The sequence below is a fragment of the Desulfuromonas svalbardensis genome, from assembly GCF_055389415.1.
In genome coordinates this window covers 2,524,598-2,549,231 of record NZ_AP042416.1, presented here as the reverse complement: position 1 = coordinate 2,549,231, position 24,634 = coordinate 2,524,598, and the positions used below count along the sequence as shown (strand labels likewise).

Here is a 24,634-nt window from a genome sequence, read left to right as displayed (position 1 = left end):
ATGGAGTTAACCTATTTTTCTAGCGATAATCCGCAGCAGATACGTTTGTGCCAAGACCAGTTGTTGCGCGATCATGTGCGCTATCTCCTTGCACGCTCCCCTTTTTATCAGCAGATGTTTCAGCGCCTTGATCTCACTGCGGAAGATATCAATGGCTATGATGATCTGGTGAAACTGCCCACGACCACCAAGGCTGACCTTGAGGGGCGTGAAAATGATTTTTTAGCGGTTAATGACAGCCGAATTGCCGATATCTGTCTCACATCTGGTACGACAGGGGTTCCTGTCTCTTTTTACCAAACCAGTTTGGATCTGGATCGCCTTGCTCTCAATGAAGAGATCGCTTTTCGTACTGCCGGAATTCGTCGTGAGGATCGAGTGTTGATCGCCGTCGCTATTGATCGTTGCTTTATGGCGGGAATGGCTTATTTTCTCGGCCTCAAACAAATTGGTGCCACAGCCATTCGCGGCGGTTCAAGCTCGGTGGCGGTGGTGGCGCAATTAGTCCAACGGTTTCGCCCTACGGCTATTGTCGGAGTGCCAACTTTCTTTTTGGCCCTCGCGCAACGGTTACAGGATAACGGTATTGATCCCGCTTCGTGTGGCATTAAGCGCTTGATCTGTATTGGTGAGCCAGTACGTCAGCACGATCTGTCGTTGTCGGTGTTAGGCCAACGGTTATTTGACTGTTGGCAGGCACAAGTGTTTGGAACCTATGCCAGTACTGAGATGGCCACCACTCTCAGCGACTGTTCGCGCGGTCAAGGTGGTCACTTACCGCCTGAGTTGATGATGGTTGAAGTGCTTGACAATGACGGTCAACGGGTCACCGATGGTGGTCCCGGTGAGGTGGTCGCCACGCCGCTACAGGTAACAGGTATGCCACTACTACGCTTTCGTACCGGAGATATTGCCTGTCTTTATACCGAACCATGTCGCTGTGGTTTAACCAGTCAGCGTATTGGACCCATTCTGGGGCGTAAAAACCAAATGCTTAAATACCGTGGCACGACGGTTTATCCCCCGGCGATCAGTGCGGTGTTGCAGGAGATCGAGGCGGTTACGGCCTACTATATTGAAGTGTATGATGATTTTGCCTTGTCCGATCGCATTAAAGTGGTTGTCGCTTGTCAGGATGATTCGATCAATTGTGATCAGATTGCCGAGCGCATCTCGGCGCGAATTCGAGTGAAACCTGAGGTCGAAATCGCTGATTTAGATGCGGTACGGCGTAAAATTACCAGTGAAGATAAACGGAAACCAGTTCTATTTTTTGATCATCGCACGAAATCGGTGTGTTGTTAATTTGCAATGAAGGGTGTTTGATATGTCTACAAATAAAACAGTTGTCTTAACGGGGAGTGATCTCACTGTCGAACAGATTATTGCCGTGGGTGTTGGTGATCTCAATGTTGAGCTCGATGAACAGGCGTTACAGCGCTGCCGTGAAAGTCGTGAATTTTTAGAGAATGCGGTGGAGAAAAAACATATTATCTATGGCGTCAATACCTCTTTTGGCCCCATGTGTAACAAAATTATCGACAACAATGCTCTTGAAGCGTTGCAGGTTAATTTGATTCGCAGCCATGCCGCCGGTTTAGGCGACCCGTTAAAGCCCTATGTTGCTCAAGCGGTGATGTTGATTCGATTAAACACCCTTGTTAAGGGCTACAGTGGTGTTCGTTATGAACTGCTTGAATTTATGCAGTGGATGATCAATAACGACATCGCTCCATATATCCCTGAATGCGGTAGTGTTGGCGCATCGGGGGACTTGATCCACCTCGCTCATCTTGGTTTAGGTATTATTGGTGAGGGTAATGTCTATTACCAAGACACGTTACGCCCCGCGGCAGAGGTGTTTGCCGAGTTAGGTCGTACGCCTATTCGCTTGAGTTACAAAGAGGGAATTGCGTTGATGAACGGCACCAGTGCCATGACGGCGTTGGCGGCCTTTGCCATTTATGGGGCTAAAAAGTTGCTACGTGTCAGTTATGTCACCGGTGCTTTTGGTATCGAGCTGTTCGGTGGTATTGATGATGCATTTGATGTTGATCTTCACGATGTGAAACCTCATCCCGGTCAGTTGGAGACGGCACAAACCATTCGTAACCTTTATCAAGGCTCGACTAACATCACCCAGCGCGAAGATATGCACGATCAGATTCGTGGTCAACATCAAGATGGCTTAGTGTTTGAAACCACTATTAATGTGCAAGATGTTTATTCAATCCGTTGCACACCACAGGTGTTGGCTCCAGTCACCGAGATGATTGCCGCAGCAACTCGCACGGTTGAAATCGAAGCCAACTCATCGAATGACAATCCGATTATCATTCCGAAGAAAAAGAAGATCATTCATGGGGGCAATTTCCATGGCCAAAGTATTGGTTTTACCATGGATGCATTGTGTATCAGTTTATCGACGTTATGCAATCTGTCGGAGCGCCGGCTTAATAAAATACTCGATAAAAACCTCAACGAGGGTTTGCCCGAGCATTTGATCCCCGGCACCTTGGGTTTAACCATGGGCTTTATGGGCGCGCAATATCTAGCCACCTCAACGACGGCTGAAAACAGACAGCTCGCTAATCCGGTGAGTACCAACAGTATCTCGTGCAACGCCTCCAATCAGGATGTGGTTAGTATGGGAACCGTTGCCGCACGTAAAGCGTTCCGTTTGGTGAGTAATGCCAAGCATATTTTAACCATGGAAGTGTTGGCCGACCTACAAGCTTTTTCGTTCCGTAATGCTGCGGGCCTTGGCGGTGGCACAGCGAAAATTTATGCGTTACTCAATAAAGATTTCGAAGTGTATGACAACACTCGTGTGTTTCACGATGATTTGGTGAAGTTGCGCAAGACGTTGTTCTCAAGTCAAATATTTGATGATCTGACCCAATACTGGCAGACAAAATAAGATGCCAAACGAGACACCATCATTGCCGCCAACATTGCCGCCAACATTGCCGCCAACATTGCCGCCAACATTGCCGATATCGGCACTCACGCTTCTACCACATCGGCCACCGATGATCCTTGTCGATCAGTTGGTCGAGTTTGGCGCAGGGCAGGGTCGTGTTTGTGCGACCATTGGTGCAAACGATCTGTTTGTAACCCCAGATGGTACGCTGGAGGCGGTTGCTCTCATCGAGTTGGTCGCTCAAAGTTATGCCACCATCAAGGGCTATGATGATCTGATCAATCAAAATTTAGTGCAGCGCGGATTTTTGGTCGGCAGTCGCACCTTTAAAGTGTTGCGTTGCCCCAGTGTTGGTGAGTCGTTAATGATTAATATTACCACCACTGCTGAGTTGGATAGCTTTTCGGTGATCGATGGTGTCATACGGGTTGGTGATGAAGTGATTGCTCAGGGGAGTGTTAAATTATGGTTACCCTAAAATGGTGTCTAACGCTGCTAGTGTGTATCAGTGTCACCTTGCCGTCTGCTGGGTTGGCGACTGAAGGTGCTTTGAGTCCTCAAGTGACGCAACGATTAGCCGCAGCAGCGCAGCAGGTGCAAACATTACACAGTGACTTTGTACAAGAAAAGTATCTCAGTATGTTTGAAGAGAAACTGACCTCAACGGGAGTGTTTTACTATCAAAAACCTGATCAGCTGCGTTGGGAATTGATTGAGCCTGTTGGCTCAGGGTTTGTCATTACTGGTGATTCAGGGCAGCGCTGGCATCAACGCATAGAAGGTAGTGAATCGTTTAAGCTCGATCAAGATCCTGCTATGTCACTGATTGCAGAACAATTGTTTGCCTGGGCGAAAGCCGATTTAGCATGGATCGAAAAAAACTATACCATCACCGTATTAAGTGAGCAGCCGATACAACTTAAGCTGGTTCCCCTTGAGGTTGCGGCGCAGTTTCTCAGTCATTTAGTGATCACTTTTAACGATAGTGATCGCTATGTTATCGCTGTTGAAATACACGAAACTGACGGTGATTCAACTCGAATCAACTTTAACAACTCTGTGGTAAATAGCGAAATTAACAGCACTGTTTTTACCGACAGGTGTTTGAAGTAAATGTTCGCGACTCTGTATGATCTGTTTGCTAAACGCTCTGGCTGGTTATTGGTTGGCTATGCTGTTTTTGCGGTATTGAGTGTGAGCTGTTTTCTCTTTATTCAGCAAAGTGAAAACATTGAATCGTTATTACCTGATACGGCAGGAACCGAAGTTCGTCGAGATTTCAATTGGCTGCAAAAAGCGCCCTTTGCTCGTAAGGTTTTAATTGATCTTCATGCTCAACCTGAAGTGACCGCCGAGAAATTAAAGAAAACAGCGACGTCATTACACGCTGCGGTGAGCCCTTATTTTACTAAGGTATTGAGTGGCCCACCGTTGGAAGTGCAACATGATCTGCCGGCGTTATTGTTACAGGCGTTGCCAAACCTAGTCACTGAAAATGATTTAGCGCTGATTGAACAGCGATTACAGCAGCACAGTATTCGTCAACAATTAACCCAGCTGCGAGAACAACTCTTTACCCCACAGGGGTGGATGACCAAGCAGCAGATGCAACGCGATCCCTTAGCGTTGTGGCAGATTAGTGCCGGTCATTTGCGCCATTTAAATCCGATGGCGCATTCGGATCAACAGCAGCGCGATTTTGTTAGTCGTGATGGACGTCATCGTCTGATTGTCGCTGACACCGACATTGCCATTGGTGATGTGATCGCTGGCGGTAAATTGATTGATCAGGTGCAGCAAAGTATTGAACTTCACGTGCCAGCGGGGATTACTGCCACGGTAGTAAGTGGCCACCAATATACGATTGCCAATGCGCGCACCATTCAGCGTGATTTACGAGTGGTCCTCGGCGTATCAACCGTTGCCATCTTACTGATTTTTATTTTAGCGCTGCGCAGTTGGCGTGCGTTGTTTGTGTTTATGTTGCCCGCTTCGGTATTGGGTTTTTCAGCGGCAGCGGTGTCGTTGTTTTTCCCGACGGTATCGGGAATCACCATTGGCTTTGGTGCGGTTTTGCTCGGCATAACGGTAGATTTTACCCTGCATGTGTATTTCTCATTGCGCCACAGTGGTCAGCCTCAACACCAATTACGCCGCTTAACCCCGCCGTTGATTGGTGGGGCGTTAACCAGCTTTTTAGCCTTTAGTGTGTTACTGGCGTCATCGTTACCCGGTCAGCGTCAATTAGCCGTTTTTTCTATGACGGCGATCACGCTGGCAGCGTTGTTGGCCTTGGTCGTTATGCCGCATTTGTGCGGCAACCGAAGGGGCGAATCGAATGATGGGTCATGTGGTGAGTCGAAGCAATTGCCGCAACGAGGCAAGAGTGCCATTGTTATCTGGTGTGCGGTGATGCTGTTGTGTGGCGTGGCTGCACCGCAGCTTCAGTTTGACGGTGATATGCGCAGTTTAAGTGTATCGACTCCGGCATTGCGGGCGGGGGAGCAACAGTTACAACAGGTTTGGGGCAATATGCGTAGTAGCGCGTTGGTGTTTGCCCGTGGTGAAACCCTTGATGAGGCTCTCGCGGTTAACGATGAGATCTATCGTTTGGTGGCGGGCCAACAAAGTGTTGCAGAACCTGAAGCAGCACCGCATCTCGTCAGTTTGGCGAGTATTTTACCGTCGGCGCAGCAGCAGCAACACAGTCGCACGTTGTGGAACGCTTTTTGGCAAAAGCACCAACAGGTGTTTATCGAACGGTTGCAGCATGAGGGCACAGAGATGGGTTTTTCATCTTCTGCGTTTAAGCCTTTTACCTCTTGGCTCAATCAGCCGATCACTGGTGTTGATCTTAATTTTTGGCAGCAAGCTGGCTTTATCGATGCCATGAGCGGTTTGATGATTGATGACGATTCGATCTCAACCACCGGTGGGTGCGGGGTGGCATTAATCTCGTTGATTGATGAGGCTGAATTGACACCGCAGTTGCTACAGCAGTTGCGTGACGTTGGCGATACCATTGTCATTGCTCAAGGGATTTTTCGTCAGCAATTGAGTCAGGCATTAGCGCACGATTTTATCCGTTTTATCATCATGGCTCTGGTGGTTGTGGTGCTGGTGTTGGTTGTTTGGTATCGGTGTCTTTCGTCGGTGCTGTTAGCATTGTTGCCTGTTGGCAGCGGTATGCTTTTTATGTTTGGCGCAATGGGCTGGTTTGGGTTAAGTTTCAACCTCTTTAATGTGATTGCTGCGATTCTAATTATTGGCTTAGGTGTCGATTACGGCATCTTTATGCTTAGTCGTTGCGATGGTAGTGGCTGCCAACAATCTGAACATGCGGTGTTGGTGTCAGCGTTAACCACCTTGGCCGGTTTTGGTTCATTGGTGTTGGCGCAACATCCAGCCATGCACTCTATTGGGGTGACGGTATTGTTTGGTATTAGCGCCGCGGTGTTGACGGCATTGTACGTTGTGCCAGCGTTGTACCAACGCTTAAACCCTGGGCAACGCTGTGGTGAGAGATGATGACACGATGTGAATGTGTATGTAAATTGCCATGGAGATTAAAATGGCGGTTGTTAAACCTGTCGCTGATGCTGGTAGGGTGCGTGCTACTGTTTGGTTGTGCTACGTATCCCTTTGAACGCCATCAGCCACAACCGCTCCCGGTGTTGACAGCACAGCAATTGGTCGATAATTGGTGGTTAGCACCCGGACACCGTTATTTATGCCGTCATAGTGGCTTGCTCGAAGTGTTTATGCGCAAGGTGCCCCTTGAGGGGGTGGTGAAAATTGACACCACTGAACAAACGGCTCGTCTCGTTGCTATGGACACCATGGGCGTTAAATTGTTTGATCTTTTTGTGACCAAGCACAGCCATCAACTGAACTATTTATTACCGATGTTGGAGGAACACCCACAGTTACCAAAAATGGTGGCCCAGAGTTTGCGTGCTATCTTTTTACACCCGAATCCATCGCCTCAAGATCGGTTGATCCGCCGTGAGCGTCGCAGTGTCTTGGTGTCGGCAGATGTTGATGGTAGTTCATTCGAATTTATTGGCATGCCAGTGCGGTTAAACCGCAAAGTGGTGGACTCGACGGCGAACAGTTGGAACGTGGAATATAATCAATATCGCGATCAAAACGGTCTTTGGGCACCAACGGGTATTGTGTTAACGGATGTCAGCGGTTTTCGCCTAACGTTATGGATTCAAGAGATAAGAGAGTTGCAATGAGTCAGATTCGAAATGCCTTGTTACAGTGCCAAACTTCTGCCGCAACGCTGGCTGAGGGTGTGGTGTGCCAACGTTATTGTTTACCTGCTGATTTTGTCGGTTTTGACGGCCACTTTCCCGGTTATCCGATTGTGCCGGCGGTGGTGCAAATTTTGATGGCGCAAATTGTTGCTGAACAGCATCTCGGTTTGCAGCTGTCAATTGGCGCGATTGATCGGTCGAAGTTTCACCGCCAACTTAAGCCTCTCGATGTGATTGATGCGTATTGTCAATCTAAAGTGGTGCGTGGTAAGGCGGTGATTGACTGTCAGCTCAAGATTGATGATGAGGTGGTGGCGGCATTTTGGTTGGTGGTGAATGGCGAGGAGCAAAAATGAAAAAACGCTGGTTCCCAAAGGTTGAACATGCGCCCGAACCGCTGAGCCTTATCGTCGAACGTCAGGTTCGCTTTGAAGAGGTCGATGCCATTGGCATTGTTTGGCACGGACGTTATCCAAGTTATTTTGAAGATGCGCGAACCGCGTTGAGTGCTCAATATGGTCTTGGTTATATGGATTTCCATGCTAAAGGGGTGATTGCACCGATTAAGCAGATGCATATTGATTATCGCCTGCCATTGCGCTTTGAAGACAATTTTACCATTGAGGGGCGCTGGCATTGGAGTGAAGCGGCTCGCCTTAATTTTGAATTTATTTTACGCAATCAGCAGCAGCAAATTGTGACAACGGGCTACTCGGTGCAGATGATGTTAGACCATGATTCAAATATTTTGGTGGTTCCACCCACCTTTTATCAGCAATTTCTCCAACGCTGGAAAGAGGGCAAGCTGTGATGAATCGATCCGTACATATTACCGATTACGCATTAGTCACTGGTTTAGGCTGTGATCTTAAAACGGTGTGGTCGCGTTTGCTCGCTGGTGACAGCGCTATTCGACCTGTCGATCATTTTAAAACCACCAATTATCTGGCGAAGAGCGCAGCGTTGGTGGATGATTTGCCGTATGAGTCAGGCGGATCTCGACTATATCCGATGCTGGAGCAGTTGATAGAGCAACTCGATTGCGTTCCGCAAAGTGCGCGTTTGATTACCGCAACCACCAAGGGTGCGATTGATCTACTCGAAAACGAGTGTCAGCAACAGGGTCAGGTTAGTGATGCGGCAGCCGTTGTGCCCAGCGCTATGACCCGTTGGCTTTCTCACCAACTGGATATCGATGACAACGGTATCAATATCAATGCCGCCTGTGCTTCATCGACGTTAGCGATTGCTCGTGGTGCTGGGCTGATCGCTCATGGTGCTGCCGAGGTGGTCGTTGTTTGTTGTGCGGATATTGTCAGTGAATTTGTTTTGTCAGGCTTCTCTGCGTTGCAGGCGCTTTCTGATCAACCGAGTCGGCCCTTTGATGTCGATAGAAACGGTCTCACCCTCGGTGAGGGTGCTGCGGCGGTGGTGCTGATGAGTGAAGAAGCGGCAGAGCGTTATCATCGCGTTAAGCACGCTGAAGTGTGTGGCTGGGGGGCTGCGAATGATGCCAATCATATTACCGCCCCTGCACGCGATGGCTGTGGTTTGATTCAGACCGTTGAGCAAACCTTGAATCGTGCCCAAGTGAAAGCGGATGAGGTCTCGGCAATCAGTGCTCACGGTACTGGCACTGTCTATAATGACATGATGGAACTCACCGCCTTTAAGGCTGTTTTCGGGGAACGTTTGTTACCGATCTCATCGATAAAGGGTGCATTGGGTCATACCCTCGGTGCTGCGGGTGGTATTGAGGTTGTGCTCGGCATTGCCAGTTTGAATGACCAACTGGTACCACCAACTTGTGGCTGTGTTAACCCTGAACCGCTTGGCGCAGGGCAAATCAGTGCCTCAGCGCAACCGTTTAGTGGCGATCTGTTGCTGTCGACAAATTCGGGGTTTGGTGGTGTCAACGCGGCACTATTGTTACGTCGGGGGCAGCTATGATGAATTGTTGCGTGCGTGGTTTTGGTTGGGTCGCGGTTGATGGCCTTGGCGAAGGAAAGTCTGGTACGTTTCATGGTTTTAGTGCTGGCGAACTTGCCCCAGTAACACGACAAGATCTGTTTGACCGTCCGGATCGTCGTTTTGGCCGCATGGACCCGTTTTCGAAACTCGGTTTGGCTGCGATCACCTTTGCGTTACGCGATGCCGGATTAGAACAGTGGCAAGAGAAGCGGTCTGTCGGTATTTTAGCCGATACGTTCAGTGGTTGTTTCCAAACGGATTGTGACTACTTTAATACCGTGATTCCCGATGAGGGTGTTTTTGCCAGTCCGCAACTTTTTGCTTACACGCTGTCGAACACTTTTTTGGGCGAGGCGGCGTTGCGTTTTGGCCTGACGGGTAATTGCCAAGTTGTCAACTGTTGCAATGATGACGGTTTGTCGGTACTTCATCAAGCCATACAGTCGATCCATTGGGGCGAAGATGAACGGGTCGTTGTCGGCTTTTGCGATCAGAGTTCACGAGGCCAATTAAAGGCTCCTGGGGCATTATTTATGGTGCTTGAAGCGGCCGCTGAGTGCGAGAACCTAGAGAGCAAGCAACTAAGCTGTGATGAGAACGGAACACTCTGTTGTCATGGAAAATTGATCCATTGTCTCAATGATTTGATCAACGAACTAACTACTACTAAATAATATAAAGAAACAAAACTGATAAGGAGAGCACCCTCAATGAGAATGAAACTGGTTTATCCACGCTGGGCTAAATTGGAACGTCAAACTGAATTTCACTTGCCACCGCATGGCCCCGTTGTGTTTGCTGCAACGTTACCTGATGAAGTGGATGTAAGCTTTATTGATGAGAACGTGCAGACTCTCGACTTCGCTGAATCGACCGACCTGGTTGCCTTATCGGTGATGTTGACCTGCCAATTACCACGTGCCTTTGAAATCGCTGACGAGTATCGCGAGCGTGGCATTCCTGTCATGTTTGGTGGTATTGCCGTCATGTTGCATGCTGAAGAGGTTCAAGAACATGCCGATTGCGTATTCCTTGGTGAGACCGAAGGGCGTATGCAAGCAGTTGTCGATGACTTCAATAATGGTTGTCTGAAGAAGGTGTACAACTTTATGCACCAGCATCCACCGATTGAACTGGTGGGTACCGCACGACGTGAAATTTTAGACCGTGACCTCTATAACTACCGTGGCGTGCAGATGCTCGATTTGGTGCATACCTCACGTGGCTGTAAGTTTAAGTGTTTCCCTTGCTGTACCGGTTATCTCGGTGGGCAGCAGTTTCGTCCCCGTCCTATCGAGAAGGTGATCGCAGAGCTGGAAGCGATCCCAAATAATCGGTTGTTTATTGTCGATAATTCGATGGCGCAGGATAAACAGTGGTTACTCGAACTGTTTGCGGCCATGAAGCCGCTAAAGAAAAAATGGGTATCTCATCCATTGTTGGATGACGATGACGTGCTGAAAGCTGCCGCTGATGCAGGGGCTTGGTATGTTTATCAAGCGGTATTCAATACCTCTGATGTGATTCGTGACCGCGTTAAGCGTCTGAAGGATCATGGTATTGGTGTTGAGGGGACCATTCTTCTCGGCACCGATGAGCAAAGTGAAAGTGATATCCGCCATCTGGTTGATTTTTTGATGGAGATCGAACTGGACGTGGCGGAATTTACCATCATGACCCCTTTCTTGAAGTCACCGTTACGGGCACAAATGGAAAAAGAAAACCGTATCCTGTCTAATAATTGGGCTAATTATACCGCTGATAAAGTGGTGTTCCAACCTAAGCAGATGACACCCGATAAACTGCAAGAGTTGTTTAACTATGCATGGGATACCTTTAATGCTGATGGTGGTTATCAGTTGAAAATGGGTAAGCTATTTAAGCAGGTCATTACCCGTGAGATCGAAGATGGTACCTATCGTCGTTATGACACCAAGCGTCGTCGTCGTTTTGATGCGAAGGATGCGGGAGCTAAATAATGAGCCGCGTGTTTATTCTGTCGAGCAATGTAGCCCAAGACCCGTACCCGGTGTATCCGCTCGGAATGGCGATCATTGCTTCAGTACTTGAAGAGCAGGGCCATGAGGTGAAGCAGTATGATTTTCTCGTTCACGAGCAATCATATCCAGCATTAGCTGAATCGTTGTCCACCTATCAACCCGATTTCGTTTTGATGTCATTACGCAATATCGATAATGTTGATTCTTTTAGTTCTGATGATAACTGGTATCTGGCCGATGCTCGTAAACTGGTGACAGAGATCAAAACCCGTGTTGCCGTTCCGGTAATTATCGGGGGCCCAGCGTTTTCGATCATGCCGGAAAAAATTCTCGCCTATATTGGTGCTGATTACGGTGTGGTTGGTGAGGGGGAGCAGGTTGTCGGCCCTTTAATCGCGGCATTAGAGCGCGGTGAAACGATTGAAACTCTTCATAGTACGCCACACCCTTTGACGGGTAGTCAGATGGTAGGGCCAACATTAGTGCCCGAGTATGTCGACTTTTATCAACATAAAAGCGGCATGATTAATCTCCAAACTAAACGTGGCTGTCCGTTTCGTTGTGTTTATTGTACCTACCCGGGATTGGAAGGTAATTGTTTCCGGCCGCGGGAAGTGGGTGCGGTTGTGGATGATATTGAACGGATGCAGCGTGATTATGGCACCAATCATCTATTTTTCACCGATTCCATCTTTAACGATAGCCAAGGACATCACCTTGAATTAGCCGAGGAGATAATTCGGCGCGAGGTCGGTATTCAGTGGTGTTCATTTTTTCGTCCGCAAGGGATTACCGCCGAAAGCTTAGCACTTCTCAAACGTTCAGGGTTGTACGCGATGGAGATGGGAACCGATGCGGGTTGTGATCGCACTATGGCAGGGATCAATAAGTGCTTTACCTTCGAAGAGGTGCTCCGGTGTCACAAACTGACTGTTGAGGCCGAAATCCCTAGTGCTCATTTTATTATGTTCGGTGGCCCGAATGAAACGCCAGATACGATTCGTGAAGGGTTGAAAAATATCGAACAACTCGATCACAGTGTGGTGTTTGCCTTTTCGGGGATTCGTATCCTGCCTAAATCAACATTGCTGGAGCGTGCTGTGGCGGATGGTGTTGTGCCTGCGGATGTAGATCTACTGAAGCCGGTCTATTACCTTTCGCCTGATATCGATCAAGAGTGGATGAATCAAGAGATTTTCAACTCCTTTTCGGGTCGTAGAGATCGAATTTTCCCGCCATCGGCTGGTCAAGAACAGATGGCAATGATGAACAACTTTGGTTTTAAAGGTATTTTATGGGACCAAATGGTCTCCTTCGGTAATGCACCCAAACGTAAGAGAGCCCGTCGTAATGGTTAAACGTCCACGTATCTTACTTGTACATCCGCTTGGTTATGCCAGTGATCGCGCTGGTGGTGATGTGTCGCGCTTGGCGAACATTATGCCACCCCTCGGTTTGGCGGCTATTGCTGCCTACCTGTTGGAACGTGATGTCGATGTGGATATTATCGACTGCTATGCTTTTCCCGATTCAGACCAGCGTATTATTGATTATGTTCGTACCCATAAACCGGCATGGCTTGGATTAAGCTGTACCACGTCGAGTTTTCTCGATGGTGTTCGAATCGCACAACTCGCCAAGGGCGAATTTCCTGAAATTCAGGCGGTGGTCGGTGGCGCACATGCGTCAGCGTTAAAAGAACAGTTGTTGGATGATTATAAAGATCTTGATGCGTTGATTGTCGGTGAAGGGGAGGAGAGTATGTTCCAACTGCTCTCGACCGAAGCTGCGCAATGGCCGAGTGTCGCGGGTGTTGTTTGCCGTGATTCATCTGGTCGCGCAACCTTTAGCGGCTACCGTAGTCCAGCACTCGACTTAGATAGCCTGCCGTTTCCCGCTTATGACAAATTGACCGGTTTTCCCGAAGCGTATCAGTTGCCTATTTTTAATTACCCTAAGGCTCCTAATACCAGCTGTATTTCGAGTCGTGGTTGCCCATATGCCTGTAGTTATTGCGATCGGTCGGTGTTTCAGCGTACGTTCCGTTTTAATTCGGCTGAGTATCTTTATGCTCACATGAAGTTTTTGCGTGAAAAATACGATATACGTCACATCAATTTTTACGATGATCAGTTTACTTTTCATCGTCAGCGGGTGCTCGATGTCACGCAGATGATGATTGATAAGCCGCTTGGTATGACCTTTAATTGCGCTATTCGTGCCGAGCACGTTGATGATGAGTTGATCGGCCAAATGAAAAAGGCCGGTTGCTGGATGATGAGTTTGGGCATTGAGACGGGTGATCCCGACCTACTGGCTCAGCATCGGCAAAATCCCGACTTGGATATGCTCGCCGACACCATTCGATTAATCAAAAAGCATGGCATTCGGGTCAAGGGTTTGATGATGGTCGGCTTGCCGGGTGAAACCGAGCAGAGTATCCGCCGCAGTATGGATTACATTTTCAAGCTGCCGATTGATGACCTCAATGTCGCTAAATTTACCCCATTCCCGGGTTCACCGCTGTATGAGAATATCCATGAGCTGGGTACTTTTACCGAGGATTGGGCGAAGATGGATTGCATGGGCTTTCAATTTGTCACTCATGGGATGACTGAAGAGAAGCTCGAATCATTGTTTGCTGATTTTTACCGTGCTCATTTTCACCGTCCTGAAGTGTTGTGGGGTTATGTGGCCATGCTGTGGAAATCGCCCCATAGTTGGTATCGGTTTGCTAAAAACCTAACAGGTTTTCTATCGTTTATTAAACGTGGCAAGCGTATCAGTGATGAAAAACCAGCTGGTGGAGGTGATGGTGGCTCCTAACGCAGGCTTCAATAACGAACAGATTCTGGTCGTGGTGCCACTCTATAATCATAGTGGCACGGTTCACGATGTCGTACAGCGTTGTTTGAAACAGCATCAACATGTTGTGGTGGTTGATGACGGCAGCAGTGATGGTGGCGCGCAAAATGTTGCCGACTTACCTGTTGTGCTGCTAAGTCATGAGAAAAATCGTGGCAAAGGGGAGGCAATTTTAACGGCTGCCGACTACGCCCGTGATCATGGCTTTAGTCATGTGGTTACCATTGACGCTGATGCACAACATCATCCTGAGGATTTGCCGCTATTTTTTGCCGCAATTGAGGCTGAACCGTTAGCTATTTATGTAGGTTTACGCGATTTCAATAGCGCAAACATTCCTAAAAGTTCCCGCTTTGGCCGTCAGTTTTCCAACTTTTGGTTGCGGGTTGAAACAGGTTGCAAACTCGGTGATGTGCAAAGTGGTTATCGTGCTTATCCATTGCAAGTACTCGATCACCTGACCTTTACCGATCATCGTTATTCTTTTGAAGTAGAAGTTTTGGTTAAGGCATGTTGGGCGGGTGTTCCCTTACGTGATGTACCGATTCAGGTCTATTATGCCCCAGGTCTTGAGCGAATCTCTCATTTTGACAAGGTTAGAGATAACATGAGGTTAGCATGGTTAAACAACCGATTATGCTTACGTTCTATTGCTCCGTGGCCACATAAAAGGTTAGTGAAGATAAAGCAGTCACCGTTCTCGTGGCGTCACCCGTTACGGTCATTACGTAACTTGCTGGCACAAGATATTTCACCCTCTAAGTTGGGGTTGGCGATGGCTATCGGTCTGCTATTGGGCACATTGCCGCTCATAGCTTGTCACACGGTGGTCACGTTGTTTGCCGCTGGCTTTATTGGCGTTAACCGCTATGTCGCAGTGGCAGCAGGGAATTTATGTATGCCGCCATTGGTTCCCGCCTTATGCATTGAGGTTGGTTATTATTTGCGTAATGGTGAATGGCTTACAGAGATAAGCTTTCAAACCCTTGGTACACAGTGTCTCGATCGCATTTATGAATGGTTTCTTGGCTCGTTGTTTCTCGGGCCGTTATTTGCCTTGATCGGCTGGGTCGTGGTGTATGGCTTAACGCGTTGGATGCAACAACGTGCTTGGCAACCTTCGACATCGGAGGATGTATCGTGAAACATCAGGCTTCTGAAAAGCAGCTTGGTTCAGCTTGGGGACTTCGGGCTTTTTACTTGCTCATTCGTTTAGGCGGGCGTAAAGCGGCCTATGCATTACTCACTGTTGTTTGTGCGTTTTATGTGCTGTTTTGGCCTCAGGTTCGGCGCAGTTGTAACCCGTATCTCGCGCATCGATTTCCAAAATCGAGTGGCTTTACTCGCTTGTGGCAACAGTATAAAATGGTGATTTCCTTTGGCCAAGTGATGGTGGATCGCGCCATTGTTAGCACCTTAGGGGCCGATCAAATTAGTGTGAGTCTTGAGGGTCGCGAGCAACTGCTTAGCATTCGTGATCAAAAGCGTGGCATGATTTTGTTGATGTCACATGTTGGTTGTTGGCAGTTAGCGATGTCGGCCATGGGCGCTCTCGACGAGCCAATTCATATGCTGATGCATGGCCACGCCAGTTCATTTGAACGGCAGGATTATGAAAAAGACAACGGTGAGGTGAAGCAGGAATCACCGTATCGTGTTATCGACCCACAAGGTTATCTTGGTGGTGCTTTTGAGATGCTCGCGGTGTTGAAACAGGGGGGGATTCTATCGGTGATGGGCGATCGTGTTCCTGATCATGAGAAAAATCGCGTCAATGTTCCATTTTTAGGCCAGCAGGTTGCTTTACCGATGAGTGCCTACCATTTGGCGTCATCGACGGGTGCACCTCTTGTTGTGCTTACCAGTCGTAAATGTGATGAAAAACATTATGTGATGGTGGTGGCCGATGTGATTGAGGTGCCTGAAGGGTTAGGGCGAAAACCCGAGGCATTCACAGCTTACGCCCAGCGTTATGCGACAACTTTGGAAAAATATTGTCAGAATAATCCCTACCAATTTTTTAATTTTTTTGATATGTGGAACTAATTTTTAGTGTTAAATCAACAAACTGACAGGAGAAAATCAATGACATTGAAAGAACAAATTAAGCAAATTTTGATTGAAGACCTAAATCTTGAAGATATTACTGCTGAAGAGATTGCCGATGATGAGCCGTTGTTTGGTGAGGGCTTAGGTCTTGACTCTCTTGATGCGGTTGAGCTTGCCGTATTGGTGCAAAAAAACTTTGGTGTTGAAATCAAGGATATGGAAGAGGGCCGACCTGCGCTGCAATCGGTACAAGCGTTAGCTCAATTTATCGAAGACAAGCAAGGAAAGTAGGATGTCTAAGTCTGTTTGCGTAAGTGGCATAGGCTGTTTGTGTGCAGCGGGAGATACCCTCGCTGAGGCGGTAACGTCGATGATGGCTGGTGAGCGTCACGCTGGTGATCCATCGCTGTTTAAGTCGAGCCAGCCACAACTTTTTCCTGTTTTTGCGGTACGTAGTGTTGTACCTAAAACCGCGGAAGATGTTTTTTTACGCACCAGTCAATTGGCGTTAAATGCGGCAAAGCAGGCGGTTGATCAGTCACAGTGGGATCTGAGTGAACTGCGTAAATTGAAAGTTGGCGTGTGTGTCGGCACAACTGTTGGTTGTAGCATGGATGTCGAATTGTTCTATGGTGACTATCGTAATGGCCAAAATCCTGAAATGCTTGCCATCGACTGTTTCCGTCATAGTAACCCTGCTACGGTCATTAGCCGTCATTTTGGTTTCAATGGCCCCTGTCAAACGATTGTTAATGCCTGCTCGTCAGGAACGGATGCGATCGGTATGGGCGCGATGTGGATCGAGAATGGTCTGTGTGATGTGGTTCTTGCTGGCGGAGCGGATGAGCTGTGTCGTACCACCTATAACGGCTTTGCCTCGTTGCAAATCAACGCTTCGGTGTTGAGCCGTCCTTTTTCTGCCGATCGCTGTGGGTTAAATCTTGGTGAGGGCGCAGCCGTTTTAGTTCTTGAATCGGATGCAGTGCGTCAGAAGCGGCAACATGTTGTTGCTCAAGGTTATGTTCTTGGCTATGGCAGTGGTACCGATGGTTGGCATTTAACGGCCCCTCATCCCGAAGGGCGCGGTTTGAAACAAGCTCTTCAGGAAGCCTTCGATGGCAGTGGTGTCGAGCCCGATCAACTTGCTTTTGTTAATACCCACGGTACGGGAACTAAGGATAATGATCGTGTTGAAAGTCTGGTGCTCGCTGAAGTGTTACCGACGACACCATTTCATTCAACCAAAGGCTATACCGGTCACACATTAGGGGCTGCGGGTGCTATTGAAGCCGCATTTTGCCTCGCTTTTTTGCGCCATCGACAGATTCCCGCTAGTGCTGGCTTTACTGGCCAAGATCCAGAGTTTAGCGTAACACCGGTGTTGGAAAACAGTACTGTTACTGGCGATGTCGCCTTATCTGAATCATTGGCCTTCGGTGGTAATAATGCCGTCCTTATTTTGGGCAGAGGAGAGGTGGCATGACACGCTTAAAACAGCCACTGGCGATTCAAGGGATTGGTTGCGTTGGCGGATTTGGCAGTGGCAATGATCAGTTTGTCAGTGCTTTAAAAGCTGGTCATACGAATGCAACAACTGTAGAGCTCAACCACCCGACAGGGCAGCACACTCTGCCTGCATTGTTGGCCAACACCGATCGTTTAACTGATTTTGTTCCACGTCGTTCATTGCGTCGCATTGATCATTTTTCGCGCATGGCTCTTCTTGGTGGCTACTTAGCCATTGAAGATGCCGGGATTGCTGTTGAAGACTGTGGCCGCATTGGGATTATTGTTGCCAGCGGTTATGGTGCTGCGAATACCACCTTTAATTTTCTTGAATCGATCCTTGATGACGGTGATAGCTGTGCCTCACCAACAAATTTTTCGAACTCTGTCCACAATGTTTCCGCGGCCTATTTATCGATGCAATTGCAAGCACTCGGCCCTAACTTAACCATTAGTCAGTTTGACATGTCGATTAACGCAGCGCTCCATAATGCTGCGTGTTGGTTAGCGCAGGGGCGTGTTGATACGGTGCTTGTTGGCGGTGTTGATGAACATAGTTCATTGCTTAATTACTGTTATCAGCGCTATTTTACCGTTGCTGATGCTTCTGATGCTATTGAACAGATAGATCCATTTGATTTTGGCCGCCAAAGTGCGGTGGTAGGTGAAGGAGCCGCGTTTTTGGTGCTCAGTCGGCATGCAGATAAATCTAAATATGGTTTTATCGATGGCCTCGATGCCGGTGATCTGAATCAGCGCAATGCAGAGATCGACAGTGATATTCTTCTTGTCGGTGCCGATGGACATCAAGCATACGGCGCGATGTATGAACAATGGCCTGCCGTGCAGTCGCTGCTTAATTGCACACCGTGCTATGGCAGTCTACCCGTTGGTCAAGCCTTTGATTTGGCTGCGGCAGGGCTGATGTTGCGTGAGCAAAGCTGCTATGGTATTGCGCGTCAGCAACCTGTTGGTTGCTCGGCTCAGAGTTCTTTTGAGTCGATTACGTCACTTAAGTGTACGGCGAACAATCAATTTAGTTTAGTCCGTTTGTCTCGACATGGGGGTGACGATGCGTGAACAGGATGTTCCGCAAGATATTGGCGTATTGGAAGAGAATCGGGTGGTCGCCTATGCTGTTGATGAAGAGGGTCACTACTGTTTAACGACAACAGCAGGCTGGGATCCTGTTAACGAAGCTAATCGTATGGCATGGGACGACATTAAAGAGCAATTGGATGAGGTTCGAGTGAAAATCGAGTCTGGTACGTCCAGCGTTCTAGCCTACTATATGACCCGTGCCCAAATGGATCGATCATTGCTGGCCAGTTATTCAGGGTTCTCTACGTGGCGAGTGTGGCGTCATTTGAAACCCGGACCATTTAAAAAGATGAGTGCTGAAGATCATCAAACATATGCCAATCTTTTTCGTATTCCAGTCGTGCAACTGTCTCAGTTACCAGAAACAGATTCGCTTCCAACTGAAGCGACAACGGAACCACTTTAGTCAATTACCGAATTCGAACGGAGAGTAACAGCGTGATAGATCAAGATTTCCCTCACCAACAATCGGCACATTGTGAAACCGGTGCAGCTGCCACCTTGCTTCGTCAGGCAGGATTATCCTTATCTGAAGCGATGGTGTTTGGCATCGGCGGTGGGCTATTCTTCGGCTATGTCCCTTTTGTTAAGCTCAATGGCTTTCCGTTGACGACATACCGCTGTCGGCCCGGCGGTATTTTTAGCCGTTTGACCAAGAGTTTGCACTGTGAGGTAAAGCAAAAAAAATTCCGCAACAAAGAGCAGTCGATGGATGAACTCGATCAGATGCTCGAACAAGGGTTAGTCGTTGGTTTGCAAACCAGTGTGTTTTGGCTCCCTTATATCCCCCCCGCATTACGCTTTCATTTCAATGCACACAATCTCATTGTGGTGGACAAGCAAGAACAACGCTATTTGATCAGTGATCCCGTTATGCCAGATCTCGTTTGGTGCGATAGAGAGGATCTTATTAATGCCCGTTTCGCTCAAGGGGCCCTGGCGCCAAAAGGTCGTTGTTATACTCTCCATTCGCCTAAGGTGTCGGATTTACGCCAGCCTGTTTTAAAGGGGATTCGTACTGTGTGTCGCGACATGTTGGCACCGATTCCTATTGGTGGTGTGCGTGGCTTGCGATTTATGGCGCGTAGTATGCGCAGCTGGCAAAAGAAATATGGTAAACGTCGTTCATTGTCATGCTTAGCCCAGTTAATACGGATGCAAGAGGAGATTGGTACTGGTGGGGCTGGATTTCGTTTTATTTATGCCGCTTTTTTACAGGAAGCGGCAGCGCTATTTGATGAACCTCAGCTTGAACAATTAGCCCAACGACTCACTCTTATAGGTGATCAATGGCGCGAGTTTGCTTTGCAGGCTACCCGTTGTTGCAAGGGTCGTGGTGAGGTGACCTTTGACGGCTTGGCACAGATGATTGAGTCCAATGCTGATGCCGAGGAACAGTTTTTCCGTGAATTACGTCAACTTGGGCGGCAGCTTGAGCGCCAACTCGGTCGCAATCTCGAAAAATCTATTCAGGCAGTGAACCGTTGAGTCCTCAACCGCTATTGCGCGCTGAAGCGCTCGTTAAGCGTTATTCTGGCATGAGCCAGCCCGCAGTTAAGTCCTTTGACTTCGAGCTGCAACGTGGTGAGGTTGTCGGACTTCTTGGGCCAAACGGGGCAGGGAAAACGACTACCATTTCCATGCTTTCCACCCTCATTCGTCCCGATTCAGGCCAGCTCTCTGTTTTGGCAAAGGATGCCATCGCGTCGCCACAGTCTGTTCGTTTCAGCTTGGGAGTGGTGCCCCAGGAGCTTGCTCTGTATCCAACGTTGACCTTGCGCGAAAATCTAACCTTTTGGGGCCGCCTCTATGGAGTTTGTGGCTCATTGTTAAAGCAGAGAATTCGGGAATGTAGTGATTTTGTTGCGTTAACAGAGGTGTTAGATCAAGCCATTGACACCTATTCTGGCGGGATGAAGCGTCGTGCGAACCTCGCTGCGAGTATTCTTCACCAACCTGAACTATTATTCCTCGATGAGCCGACGGTCGGGATTGACGCTCAGTCTCGTCACCAAATTTTGAATAACTTGCGTCAATTGAACCAAGATGGCATGACTATGGTTTACACGACTCATTACATGGAAGAGGTCCATCAGCTGTGTTCAAGGGTGATCATTGTCGATGCTGGTGAGATCGTAACTCAGGGTGATGTCAGTCAATTACTCAGTCACCATGAGTGTACCCACCTTGAAGAACTTTTTTTAAAACTCACCGGCAATCAATTGCGAGATTAAATGAATCCCTCAGCGTACGTGAATTTCTTTAATCAATTTCTAGCGGTATTCATCAAGGAGTTGCATCTGTTGCGTCGTGACAGAGGAGGGCTTGCTGTTCTCTTTATCATGCCTGTTGCCTTAGTGCTTATCGTCTGCTTGGTTCAGGATAATATTTTAAAGGTAAGTGGTGCGACCACCGTCAAAATGGTGTTAGTTGATCATGATCAGGGCACTATTGGCCAAGCTTTTATTGAACAGTTGGACGTTACGGGTAGTTTCGATATCAGTGTTTTTGATAAGGAGATGAGCTTTGAACACGCAAAAGAGATGGTCAGCGCCGGAGTTTGGCAGGTTGGTATTTATATTCCTGATGATACTTCTATTCATCTAAAAGAGGTGATTGACCTTCAGATTAAATCGTCACTGCGTGCTGAAATAGATGGCTCTAGCGCTGCGGATTTGTCTCATGTCTCAATGGACTATTTTTTTGATCCAGCTGTTCAGGGGGGCTTACAGGCAGGAATACGTGGTTTGTTGACTCAATTGGTGGCACGTGAAACCCTTAAACTTAAAATGGCGGCCTTTCAAACATGGTTGCCTAAACAAATTGAACGACATGTGAGCAACGAACTGGGGCCGATGTTTGGCCAAGTGTTAGCACAGAAACCGTTTGCGCTCCATTTTCCTTCTGACGAAACATCCTTATTTCAAGCAGTGCAAATAAATGCCAAAGATGTTGTCGTTACGCCAACTTCCATTCAACATAATGTTCCAGCGTGGTCTCTGTTTGGTATCTTTTTTATCATCCTGCCTTTGTCTGGGGTGATTTTACAAGAGCGAGAGCAGGGGGTGTTTACCCGTTTGCTTTTGGTGCCAGGGCAACAATTTGGTTTATTGTTTGGCCGCCTATTCGCCTATTTGTCTCTCAATATGGTGCAGTTTAGCTTGATGTTGCTGATTGGTTTTTTTGTTTTACCATTGCTCGGTACCGATGTGTTGCAGTTGAATGGTAAAGGATTATCGTTCTTTATTGTGGCATTGTGTTCGGGCTTAGCGGCGTGTGGGTTTGGATTATTGTTGGGTGTTATTGCCAAGAGTCATCAGCAAGCTACTCTGACAGCAGCAGTTGCTATTGTTATCTCTGCGGCACTTGGTGGTATTATGGTTCCTGTTTATATGATGCCTGCTCTAATGCAATCGTTAAGCGTTGTATCGCCTTTAGGTTGGGGGTTGGAAGCCTTTCAGATTTTATTATTGCGAGGGGGGACATTACACGATATCTTGCCGCAACTATGTGCCCTGTTACTTTGCTTCGCTCTATGTATTTTGATTTCATGGCGGAAATTACGTCATCTGAAGTAGTCGTTATTTATTGAAGGAGTTTGTTAGCGATGGATCAAGAACCGATTTATCAAGAACTGCAAAATGTTATTACTGAAGCATGTCATATTTATGAAGATATTCCTGATACCATTGATCCTGATAGTGCGCTTATTGGCCCAGATTCACCCTTAGGATTAGATTCGTTGGATGCGGTTGAGATCGTCGTTGCGATTCAAAAACACTACGATGTTCGTATTGGAGGGCAGCAGTCTGGTCGGGAGGCTCTTGAGTCTTTACGCGCCCTCGCTAACTATATTAAATCGAATCCCTTATAGCGTCGATATCCCTTAATGTTGAGCCATTAAATAGCGCTCTCATTAATTGAAAGTATGAGCTGAAATTTGGTCGCACATAATTAAAAGCAATAGTCTTAACGGTCAGTTGTTTTGTTATTGTCAAATGGTTCTACCTCAGCTATATTCGCTTCGATTTTCATCTGAATCATATAGGTTATTTACCGTCTCCTAATATGATGTTGGTTTTGGAGTTGGTACTAGTTACTCGTTGCACAAAAATACTGGTGGTTTTATATCACCGCTTGTCGTTTAGTAACGATAGGCATCCTCTGGGAGGTCAGATATGTCGGTTCTATTTAGCCAGCAACTGATATTTGGGTTGGTGGGTGGTCTTGGTTTGTTCCTGTTTGGCATGAAAATCATGTCGGAGGGCCTACAAAAGATTGCTGGTGACCGGATGCGTAAGATCCTTGCAGCTCTAACGAATAATCGTTACATGGCTGCTTTTATTGGATTAGCGGTTACGGCAATCATTCAATCTTCCAGTGCGACAACGGTTATGGTTGTCGGCTTTGTTAATGCGGGACTGATGTCGTTGATTCAGGCCATTGGTGTTGTGCTTGGAGCCAATGTCGGAACAACCGTTACCGCCCAGTTGATCGCTTTTAAAATCACCAAGTTTGCTTTGCCCGCCATCGGTATTGGTGTTGGCTTGAAAATGTTCTCGAAGCGTAAAGATTTGGTTTATATCGGCGAAATCATCCTTGGCTTTGGTATTTTGTTCTATGGTCTCTCGGTGATGAAAGAGGCCTTTGACCCAGTTAAAACGAGTAGCGAGTTTCGCCATATCTTCACTTTGGTTGGCGACAACCATCTTCTTGCTGTCGCTGTCGGTGCGTTACTAACTGTTATCGTTCAGAGTAGTAGTGCCACCATCGGTATTACTCTTGCTTTAGCAACGAGTGGTTTGGTGAGCTTTGAAGGCAGTATGGCTTTAATCTTAGGTGAAAACATTGGTACAACCATTACGGCAAATCTTGCCGCAATCGGTACCAACATTGCGGCACGCCGTACCGCATTTTCCCACTTTTTGTTTAACTTCCTCGGTGTGGCCTACATGCTGATATTCTTTCCGTATTTTATTCAGTTTATCTCATGGTTGACACCCGGCGATGCGGACTTTGTTGTCACTACTCAACAGCAGGCGACCTCTCTTGGTGTCTCCATTGGTGACAAGCCTTATATCGCCCGCCACATTGCGAATACTCATACCCTGTTCAATATCCTGAATGTTATTATCTTTTTGCCAATCATTGGATTGCTTGCCAAGCTTTCTACTCGAATTATTCAAGGTGAAGATACCGAGATTGAATACAGTTTAAAATACATTGATAGTCGAGTCCTCAACACTCCGCCCTTAGCATTAAGTCAAGCGCGATTAGAAGCGAACCGCATGGCGATACTCTGTGTTGAATGTTTGGATGATACGTTGAAGTTTATTCAAACTAAAGACACAAAACTGCTTGATGGTTTGAATAAAAAAGAGGATTTGATCGATCTGTTGCAACGTCAGATTCTTGATTTTCTTGTTGCGATTTCTCAACGGCCTATTTCACAGGAAGTTTCAAAAGAGATCTCTTCGTTGATGCATATGGTCAATGACCTGGAAAAGGTTGGCGATTACTGTGAAAACTTGTGGGGACTTGGTGAACGTAAAATTGATGAGAAAATTAAGTTCTCAGATATGGCGAATGCCGAATTTGAAGATCTTGCTGGGAAAACACGTGATTTTCTCGCTTTTATTCAATCTGCTCTAGAACGGCAAGATGTTAGCATTCAGGAAAAAGCTCAATTTATGGAGAATCAGATTAATGCTTTGGAGGAGAGTCTCCGTCTTAATCATATTTCACGTTTGAATACTGGTGAATGTTCTGTAACTCCAGGTTTGATTTTTATCGATATGCTCCACAATTGTGAAAAGATCGGTGACCATACCCACAGCGTTACACGAGCACTGCTAGGGAAAAAATAGTCACCTGTCGTTTAGTTATTGAATTAGTAGTAATTGACTGACACTTCATCAACACTAAGGTGCCATATAATCGGGTTGATAGTTTTGTCA

The 24,634-nt window shown here is 47.4% G+C and carries 24 protein-coding genes; all 24 read left to right on the top strand.

Features of this window, described 5'->3' with window-relative positions; genetic code table 11:
- The 24 genes from ACZ5KY_RS11420 to ACZ5KY_RS11305 all read left to right on the top strand — a co-directional run bounded on the left by ACZ5KY_RS11420 (window position 1) and on the right by ACZ5KY_RS11305 (window position 24,544).
- Window positions 1–1,305, top strand: a complete 1,305-nt coding sequence (locus tag ACZ5KY_RS11420; RefSeq protein ID WP_464244025.1) for a phenylacetate--CoA ligase family protein — start codon at window positions 1–3, stop codon at window positions 1,303–1,305.
- Window positions 1,306–1,327: 22 nt separating this feature from the next.
- Complete coding sequence (locus ACZ5KY_RS11415) at window positions 1,328–2,920, top strand: HAL/PAL/TAL family ammonia-lyase (RefSeq protein ID WP_464244024.1); 1,593 nt, start codon at window positions 1,328–1,330, stop codon at window positions 2,918–2,920.
- Window position 2,921: 1 nt separating this feature from the next.
- Window positions 2,922–3,401 carry a hotdog family protein gene (locus ACZ5KY_RS11410; protein ID WP_464244023.1) on the top strand — a complete coding sequence of 160 codons (480 nt, stop codon included), beginning with the start codon at window positions 2,922–2,924 and terminating at the stop codon, window positions 3,399–3,401.
- Window positions 3,389–4,036 carry a LolA family protein gene (locus ACZ5KY_RS11405; protein ID WP_464244022.1) on the top strand — a complete coding sequence of 216 codons (648 nt, stop codon included), beginning with the start codon at window positions 3,389–3,391 and terminating at the stop codon, window positions 4,034–4,036. The genes ACZ5KY_RS11410 and ACZ5KY_RS11405 overlap by 13 nt, the downstream gene beginning before the upstream one ends.
- Window positions 4,037–6,451 carry an MMPL family transporter gene (locus ACZ5KY_RS11400; RefSeq protein ID WP_464244021.1) on the top strand — a complete coding sequence of 805 codons (2,415 nt, stop codon included), beginning with the start codon at window positions 4,037–4,039 and terminating at the stop codon, window positions 6,449–6,451.
- The gene (locus ACZ5KY_RS11395) at window positions 6,448–7,164 is read left to right on the top strand and encodes a hypothetical protein (RefSeq protein WP_464244020.1); all 717 of its coding nucleotides are present in this window, start codon (window positions 6,448–6,450) and stop codon (window positions 7,162–7,164) included. The genes ACZ5KY_RS11400 and ACZ5KY_RS11395 overlap by 4 nt, the downstream gene beginning before the upstream one ends.
- Window positions 7,161–7,541 (top strand): ApeI family dehydratase, encoded by a 381-nt coding sequence (locus tag ACZ5KY_RS11390; protein WP_464244019.1) that lies wholly within the window; start codon window positions 7,161–7,163, stop codon window positions 7,539–7,541. The genes ACZ5KY_RS11395 and ACZ5KY_RS11390 overlap by 4 nt, the downstream gene beginning before the upstream one ends.
- Window positions 7,538–7,996, top strand: a complete 459-nt coding sequence (locus ACZ5KY_RS11385) for an acyl-CoA thioesterase (protein WP_464244018.1) — start codon at window positions 7,538–7,540, stop codon at window positions 7,994–7,996. Before ACZ5KY_RS11390 ends, ACZ5KY_RS11385 begins: the two co-directional genes overlap by 4 nt.
- Entirely contained in the window at window positions 7,996–9,135 is a 1,140-nt protein-coding gene (locus tag ACZ5KY_RS11380; RefSeq protein ID WP_464244017.1) for a beta-ketoacyl-[acyl-carrier-protein] synthase family protein, read from the top strand. The genes ACZ5KY_RS11385 and ACZ5KY_RS11380 overlap by 1 nt, the downstream gene beginning before the upstream one ends.
- Entirely contained in the window at window positions 9,132–9,830 is a 699-nt protein-coding gene (locus ACZ5KY_RS11375; protein WP_464244016.1) for a beta-ketoacyl synthase N-terminal-like domain-containing protein, read from the top strand. Before ACZ5KY_RS11380 ends, ACZ5KY_RS11375 begins: the two co-directional genes overlap by 4 nt.
- A gap of 36 nt (window positions 9,831–9,866) precedes the next feature.
- A complete protein-coding gene (locus ACZ5KY_RS11370; RefSeq protein ID WP_464244014.1) occupies window positions 9,867–11,135 on the top strand; it encodes a B12-binding domain-containing radical SAM protein in 1,269 nt (422 codons plus the stop codon).
- The gene (locus ACZ5KY_RS11365) at window positions 11,135–12,514 is read left to right on the top strand and encodes a lipid biosynthesis B12-binding/radical SAM protein (protein ID WP_464244013.1); all 1,380 of its coding nucleotides are present in this window, start codon (window positions 11,135–11,137) and stop codon (window positions 12,512–12,514) included. Before ACZ5KY_RS11370 ends, ACZ5KY_RS11365 begins: the two co-directional genes overlap by 1 nt.
- A complete protein-coding gene (locus tag ACZ5KY_RS11360; protein WP_464244012.1) occupies window positions 12,507–13,982 on the top strand; it encodes a B12-binding domain-containing radical SAM protein in 1,476 nt (491 codons plus the stop codon). Before ACZ5KY_RS11365 ends, ACZ5KY_RS11360 begins: the two co-directional genes overlap by 8 nt.
- A complete protein-coding gene (locus ACZ5KY_RS11355) occupies window positions 13,969–15,165 on the top strand; it encodes a DUF2062 domain-containing protein (RefSeq protein ID WP_464244011.1) in 1,197 nt (398 codons plus the stop codon). The genes ACZ5KY_RS11360 and ACZ5KY_RS11355 overlap by 14 nt, the downstream gene beginning before the upstream one ends.
- A complete protein-coding gene (locus tag ACZ5KY_RS11350; protein WP_464244010.1) occupies window positions 15,162–16,067 on the top strand; it encodes an LpxL/LpxP family acyltransferase in 906 nt (301 codons plus the stop codon). Before ACZ5KY_RS11355 ends, ACZ5KY_RS11350 begins: the two co-directional genes overlap by 4 nt.
- A 39-nt stretch (window positions 16,068–16,106) precedes the next feature.
- Window positions 16,107–16,361 carry a phosphopantetheine-binding protein gene (locus ACZ5KY_RS11345; RefSeq protein ID WP_464244009.1) on the top strand — a complete coding sequence of 85 codons (255 nt, stop codon included), beginning with the start codon at window positions 16,107–16,109 and terminating at the stop codon, window positions 16,359–16,361.
- A 1-nt stretch (window position 16,362) separates the two neighbouring features.
- Window positions 16,363–17,553 carry a beta-ketoacyl-[acyl-carrier-protein] synthase family protein gene (locus ACZ5KY_RS11340; protein WP_464244008.1) on the top strand — a complete coding sequence of 397 codons (1,191 nt, stop codon included), beginning with the start codon at window positions 16,363–16,365 and terminating at the stop codon, window positions 17,551–17,553.
- Window positions 17,550–18,656, top strand: a complete 1,107-nt coding sequence (locus ACZ5KY_RS11335) for a beta-ketoacyl synthase N-terminal-like domain-containing protein (protein WP_464244007.1) — start codon at window positions 17,550–17,552, stop codon at window positions 18,654–18,656. Before ACZ5KY_RS11340 ends, ACZ5KY_RS11335 begins: the two co-directional genes overlap by 4 nt.
- The gene (locus ACZ5KY_RS11330) at window positions 18,649–19,083 is read left to right on the top strand and encodes a DarG family dialkylresorcinol biosynthesis protein (protein WP_464244006.1); all 435 of its coding nucleotides are present in this window, start codon (window positions 18,649–18,651) and stop codon (window positions 19,081–19,083) included. The genes ACZ5KY_RS11335 and ACZ5KY_RS11330 overlap by 8 nt, the downstream gene beginning before the upstream one ends.
- 32 nt (window positions 19,084–19,115) lie before the next feature.
- The gene (gene darH / locus ACZ5KY_RS11325) at window positions 19,116–20,165 is read left to right on the top strand and encodes a BtrH-related acyltransferase DarH (RefSeq protein WP_464244005.1); all 1,050 of its coding nucleotides are present in this window, start codon (window positions 19,116–19,118) and stop codon (window positions 20,163–20,165) included.
- Window positions 20,162–20,911, top strand: a complete 750-nt coding sequence (locus tag ACZ5KY_RS11320) for an ABC transporter ATP-binding protein (protein ID WP_464244004.1) — start codon at window positions 20,162–20,164, stop codon at window positions 20,909–20,911. The genes darH and ACZ5KY_RS11320 overlap by 4 nt, the downstream gene beginning before the upstream one ends.
- Window positions 20,912–22,255, top strand: coding sequence for an ABC transporter permease (locus ACZ5KY_RS11315; protein WP_464244003.1), 1,344 nt, complete (start codon window positions 20,912–20,914; stop codon window positions 22,253–22,255). It abuts the gene before it with no gap.
- Window positions 22,256–22,284: 29 nt separating this feature from the next.
- A complete protein-coding gene (locus tag ACZ5KY_RS11310) occupies window positions 22,285–22,551 on the top strand; it encodes a phosphopantetheine-binding protein (RefSeq protein WP_464244002.1) in 267 nt (88 codons plus the stop codon).
- 304 nt (window positions 22,552–22,855) lie between these two features.
- Window positions 22,856–24,544, top strand: a complete 1,689-nt coding sequence (locus ACZ5KY_RS11305) for a Na/Pi cotransporter family protein (RefSeq protein WP_464244001.1) — start codon at window positions 22,856–22,858, stop codon at window positions 24,542–24,544.
- Window positions 24,545–24,634 lie beyond the last annotated feature (90 nt).

Excerpts from the sequence above, each read along its gene's own strand:
- ACZ5KY_RS11420 (WP_464244025.1), top strand. The coding sequence starts at position 1 with ATGGAGTTAACCTATTTTTCTAGCGATAATCCGCAGCAGATACGTTTG.
- ACZ5KY_RS11415 (WP_464244024.1), top strand. The coding sequence starts at position 1,328 with ATGTCTACAAATAAAACAGTTGTCTTAACGGGGAGTGATCTCACTGTC.
- ACZ5KY_RS11410 (WP_464244023.1), top strand. The coding sequence starts at position 2,922 with ATGCCAAACGAGACACCATCATTGCCGCCAACATTGCCGCCAACATTG.
- ACZ5KY_RS11405 (WP_464244022.1), top strand. The coding sequence starts at position 3,389 with ATGGTTACCCTAAAATGGTGTCTAACGCTGCTAGTGTGTATCAGTGTC.
- ACZ5KY_RS11400 (WP_464244021.1), top strand. The coding sequence starts at position 4,037 with ATGTTCGCGACTCTGTATGATCTGTTTGCTAAACGCTCTGGCTGGTTA.
- ACZ5KY_RS11395 (WP_464244020.1), top strand. The coding sequence starts at position 6,448 with ATGATGACACGATGTGAATGTGTATGTAAATTGCCATGGAGATTAAAA.
- ACZ5KY_RS11390 (WP_464244019.1), top strand. The coding sequence starts at position 7,161 with ATGAGTCAGATTCGAAATGCCTTGTTACAGTGCCAAACTTCTGCCGCA.
- ACZ5KY_RS11385 (WP_464244018.1), top strand. The coding sequence starts at position 7,538 with ATGAAAAAACGCTGGTTCCCAAAGGTTGAACATGCGCCCGAACCGCTG.
- ACZ5KY_RS11380 (WP_464244017.1), top strand. The coding sequence starts at position 7,996 with ATGAATCGATCCGTACATATTACCGATTACGCATTAGTCACTGGTTTA.
- ACZ5KY_RS11375 (WP_464244016.1), top strand. The coding sequence starts at position 9,132 with ATGATGAATTGTTGCGTGCGTGGTTTTGGTTGGGTCGCGGTTGATGGC.
- ACZ5KY_RS11370 (WP_464244014.1), top strand. The coding sequence starts at position 9,867 with ATGAGAATGAAACTGGTTTATCCACGCTGGGCTAAATTGGAACGTCAA.
- ACZ5KY_RS11365 (WP_464244013.1), top strand. The coding sequence starts at position 11,135 with ATGAGCCGCGTGTTTATTCTGTCGAGCAATGTAGCCCAAGACCCGTAC.
- ACZ5KY_RS11360 (WP_464244012.1), top strand. The coding sequence starts at position 12,507 with ATGGTTAAACGTCCACGTATCTTACTTGTACATCCGCTTGGTTATGCC.
- ACZ5KY_RS11355 (WP_464244011.1), top strand. The coding sequence starts at position 13,969 with ATGGTGGCTCCTAACGCAGGCTTCAATAACGAACAGATTCTGGTCGTG.
- ACZ5KY_RS11345 (WP_464244009.1), top strand. The coding sequence starts at position 16,107 with ATGACATTGAAAGAACAAATTAAGCAAATTTTGATTGAAGACCTAAAT.
- ACZ5KY_RS11340 (WP_464244008.1), top strand. The coding sequence starts at position 16,363 with ATGTCTAAGTCTGTTTGCGTAAGTGGCATAGGCTGTTTGTGTGCAGCG.
- ACZ5KY_RS11335 (WP_464244007.1), top strand. The coding sequence starts at position 17,550 with ATGACACGCTTAAAACAGCCACTGGCGATTCAAGGGATTGGTTGCGTT.
- ACZ5KY_RS11330 (WP_464244006.1), top strand. The coding sequence starts at position 18,649 with ATGCGTGAACAGGATGTTCCGCAAGATATTGGCGTATTGGAAGAGAAT.
- ACZ5KY_RS11315 (WP_464244003.1), top strand. The coding sequence starts at position 20,912 with ATGAATCCCTCAGCGTACGTGAATTTCTTTAATCAATTTCTAGCGGTA.
- ACZ5KY_RS11310 (WP_464244002.1), top strand. The coding sequence starts at position 22,285 with ATGGATCAAGAACCGATTTATCAAGAACTGCAAAATGTTATTACTGAA.
- ACZ5KY_RS11305 (WP_464244001.1), top strand. The coding sequence starts at position 22,856 with ATGTCGGTTCTATTTAGCCAGCAACTGATATTTGGGTTGGTGGGTGGT.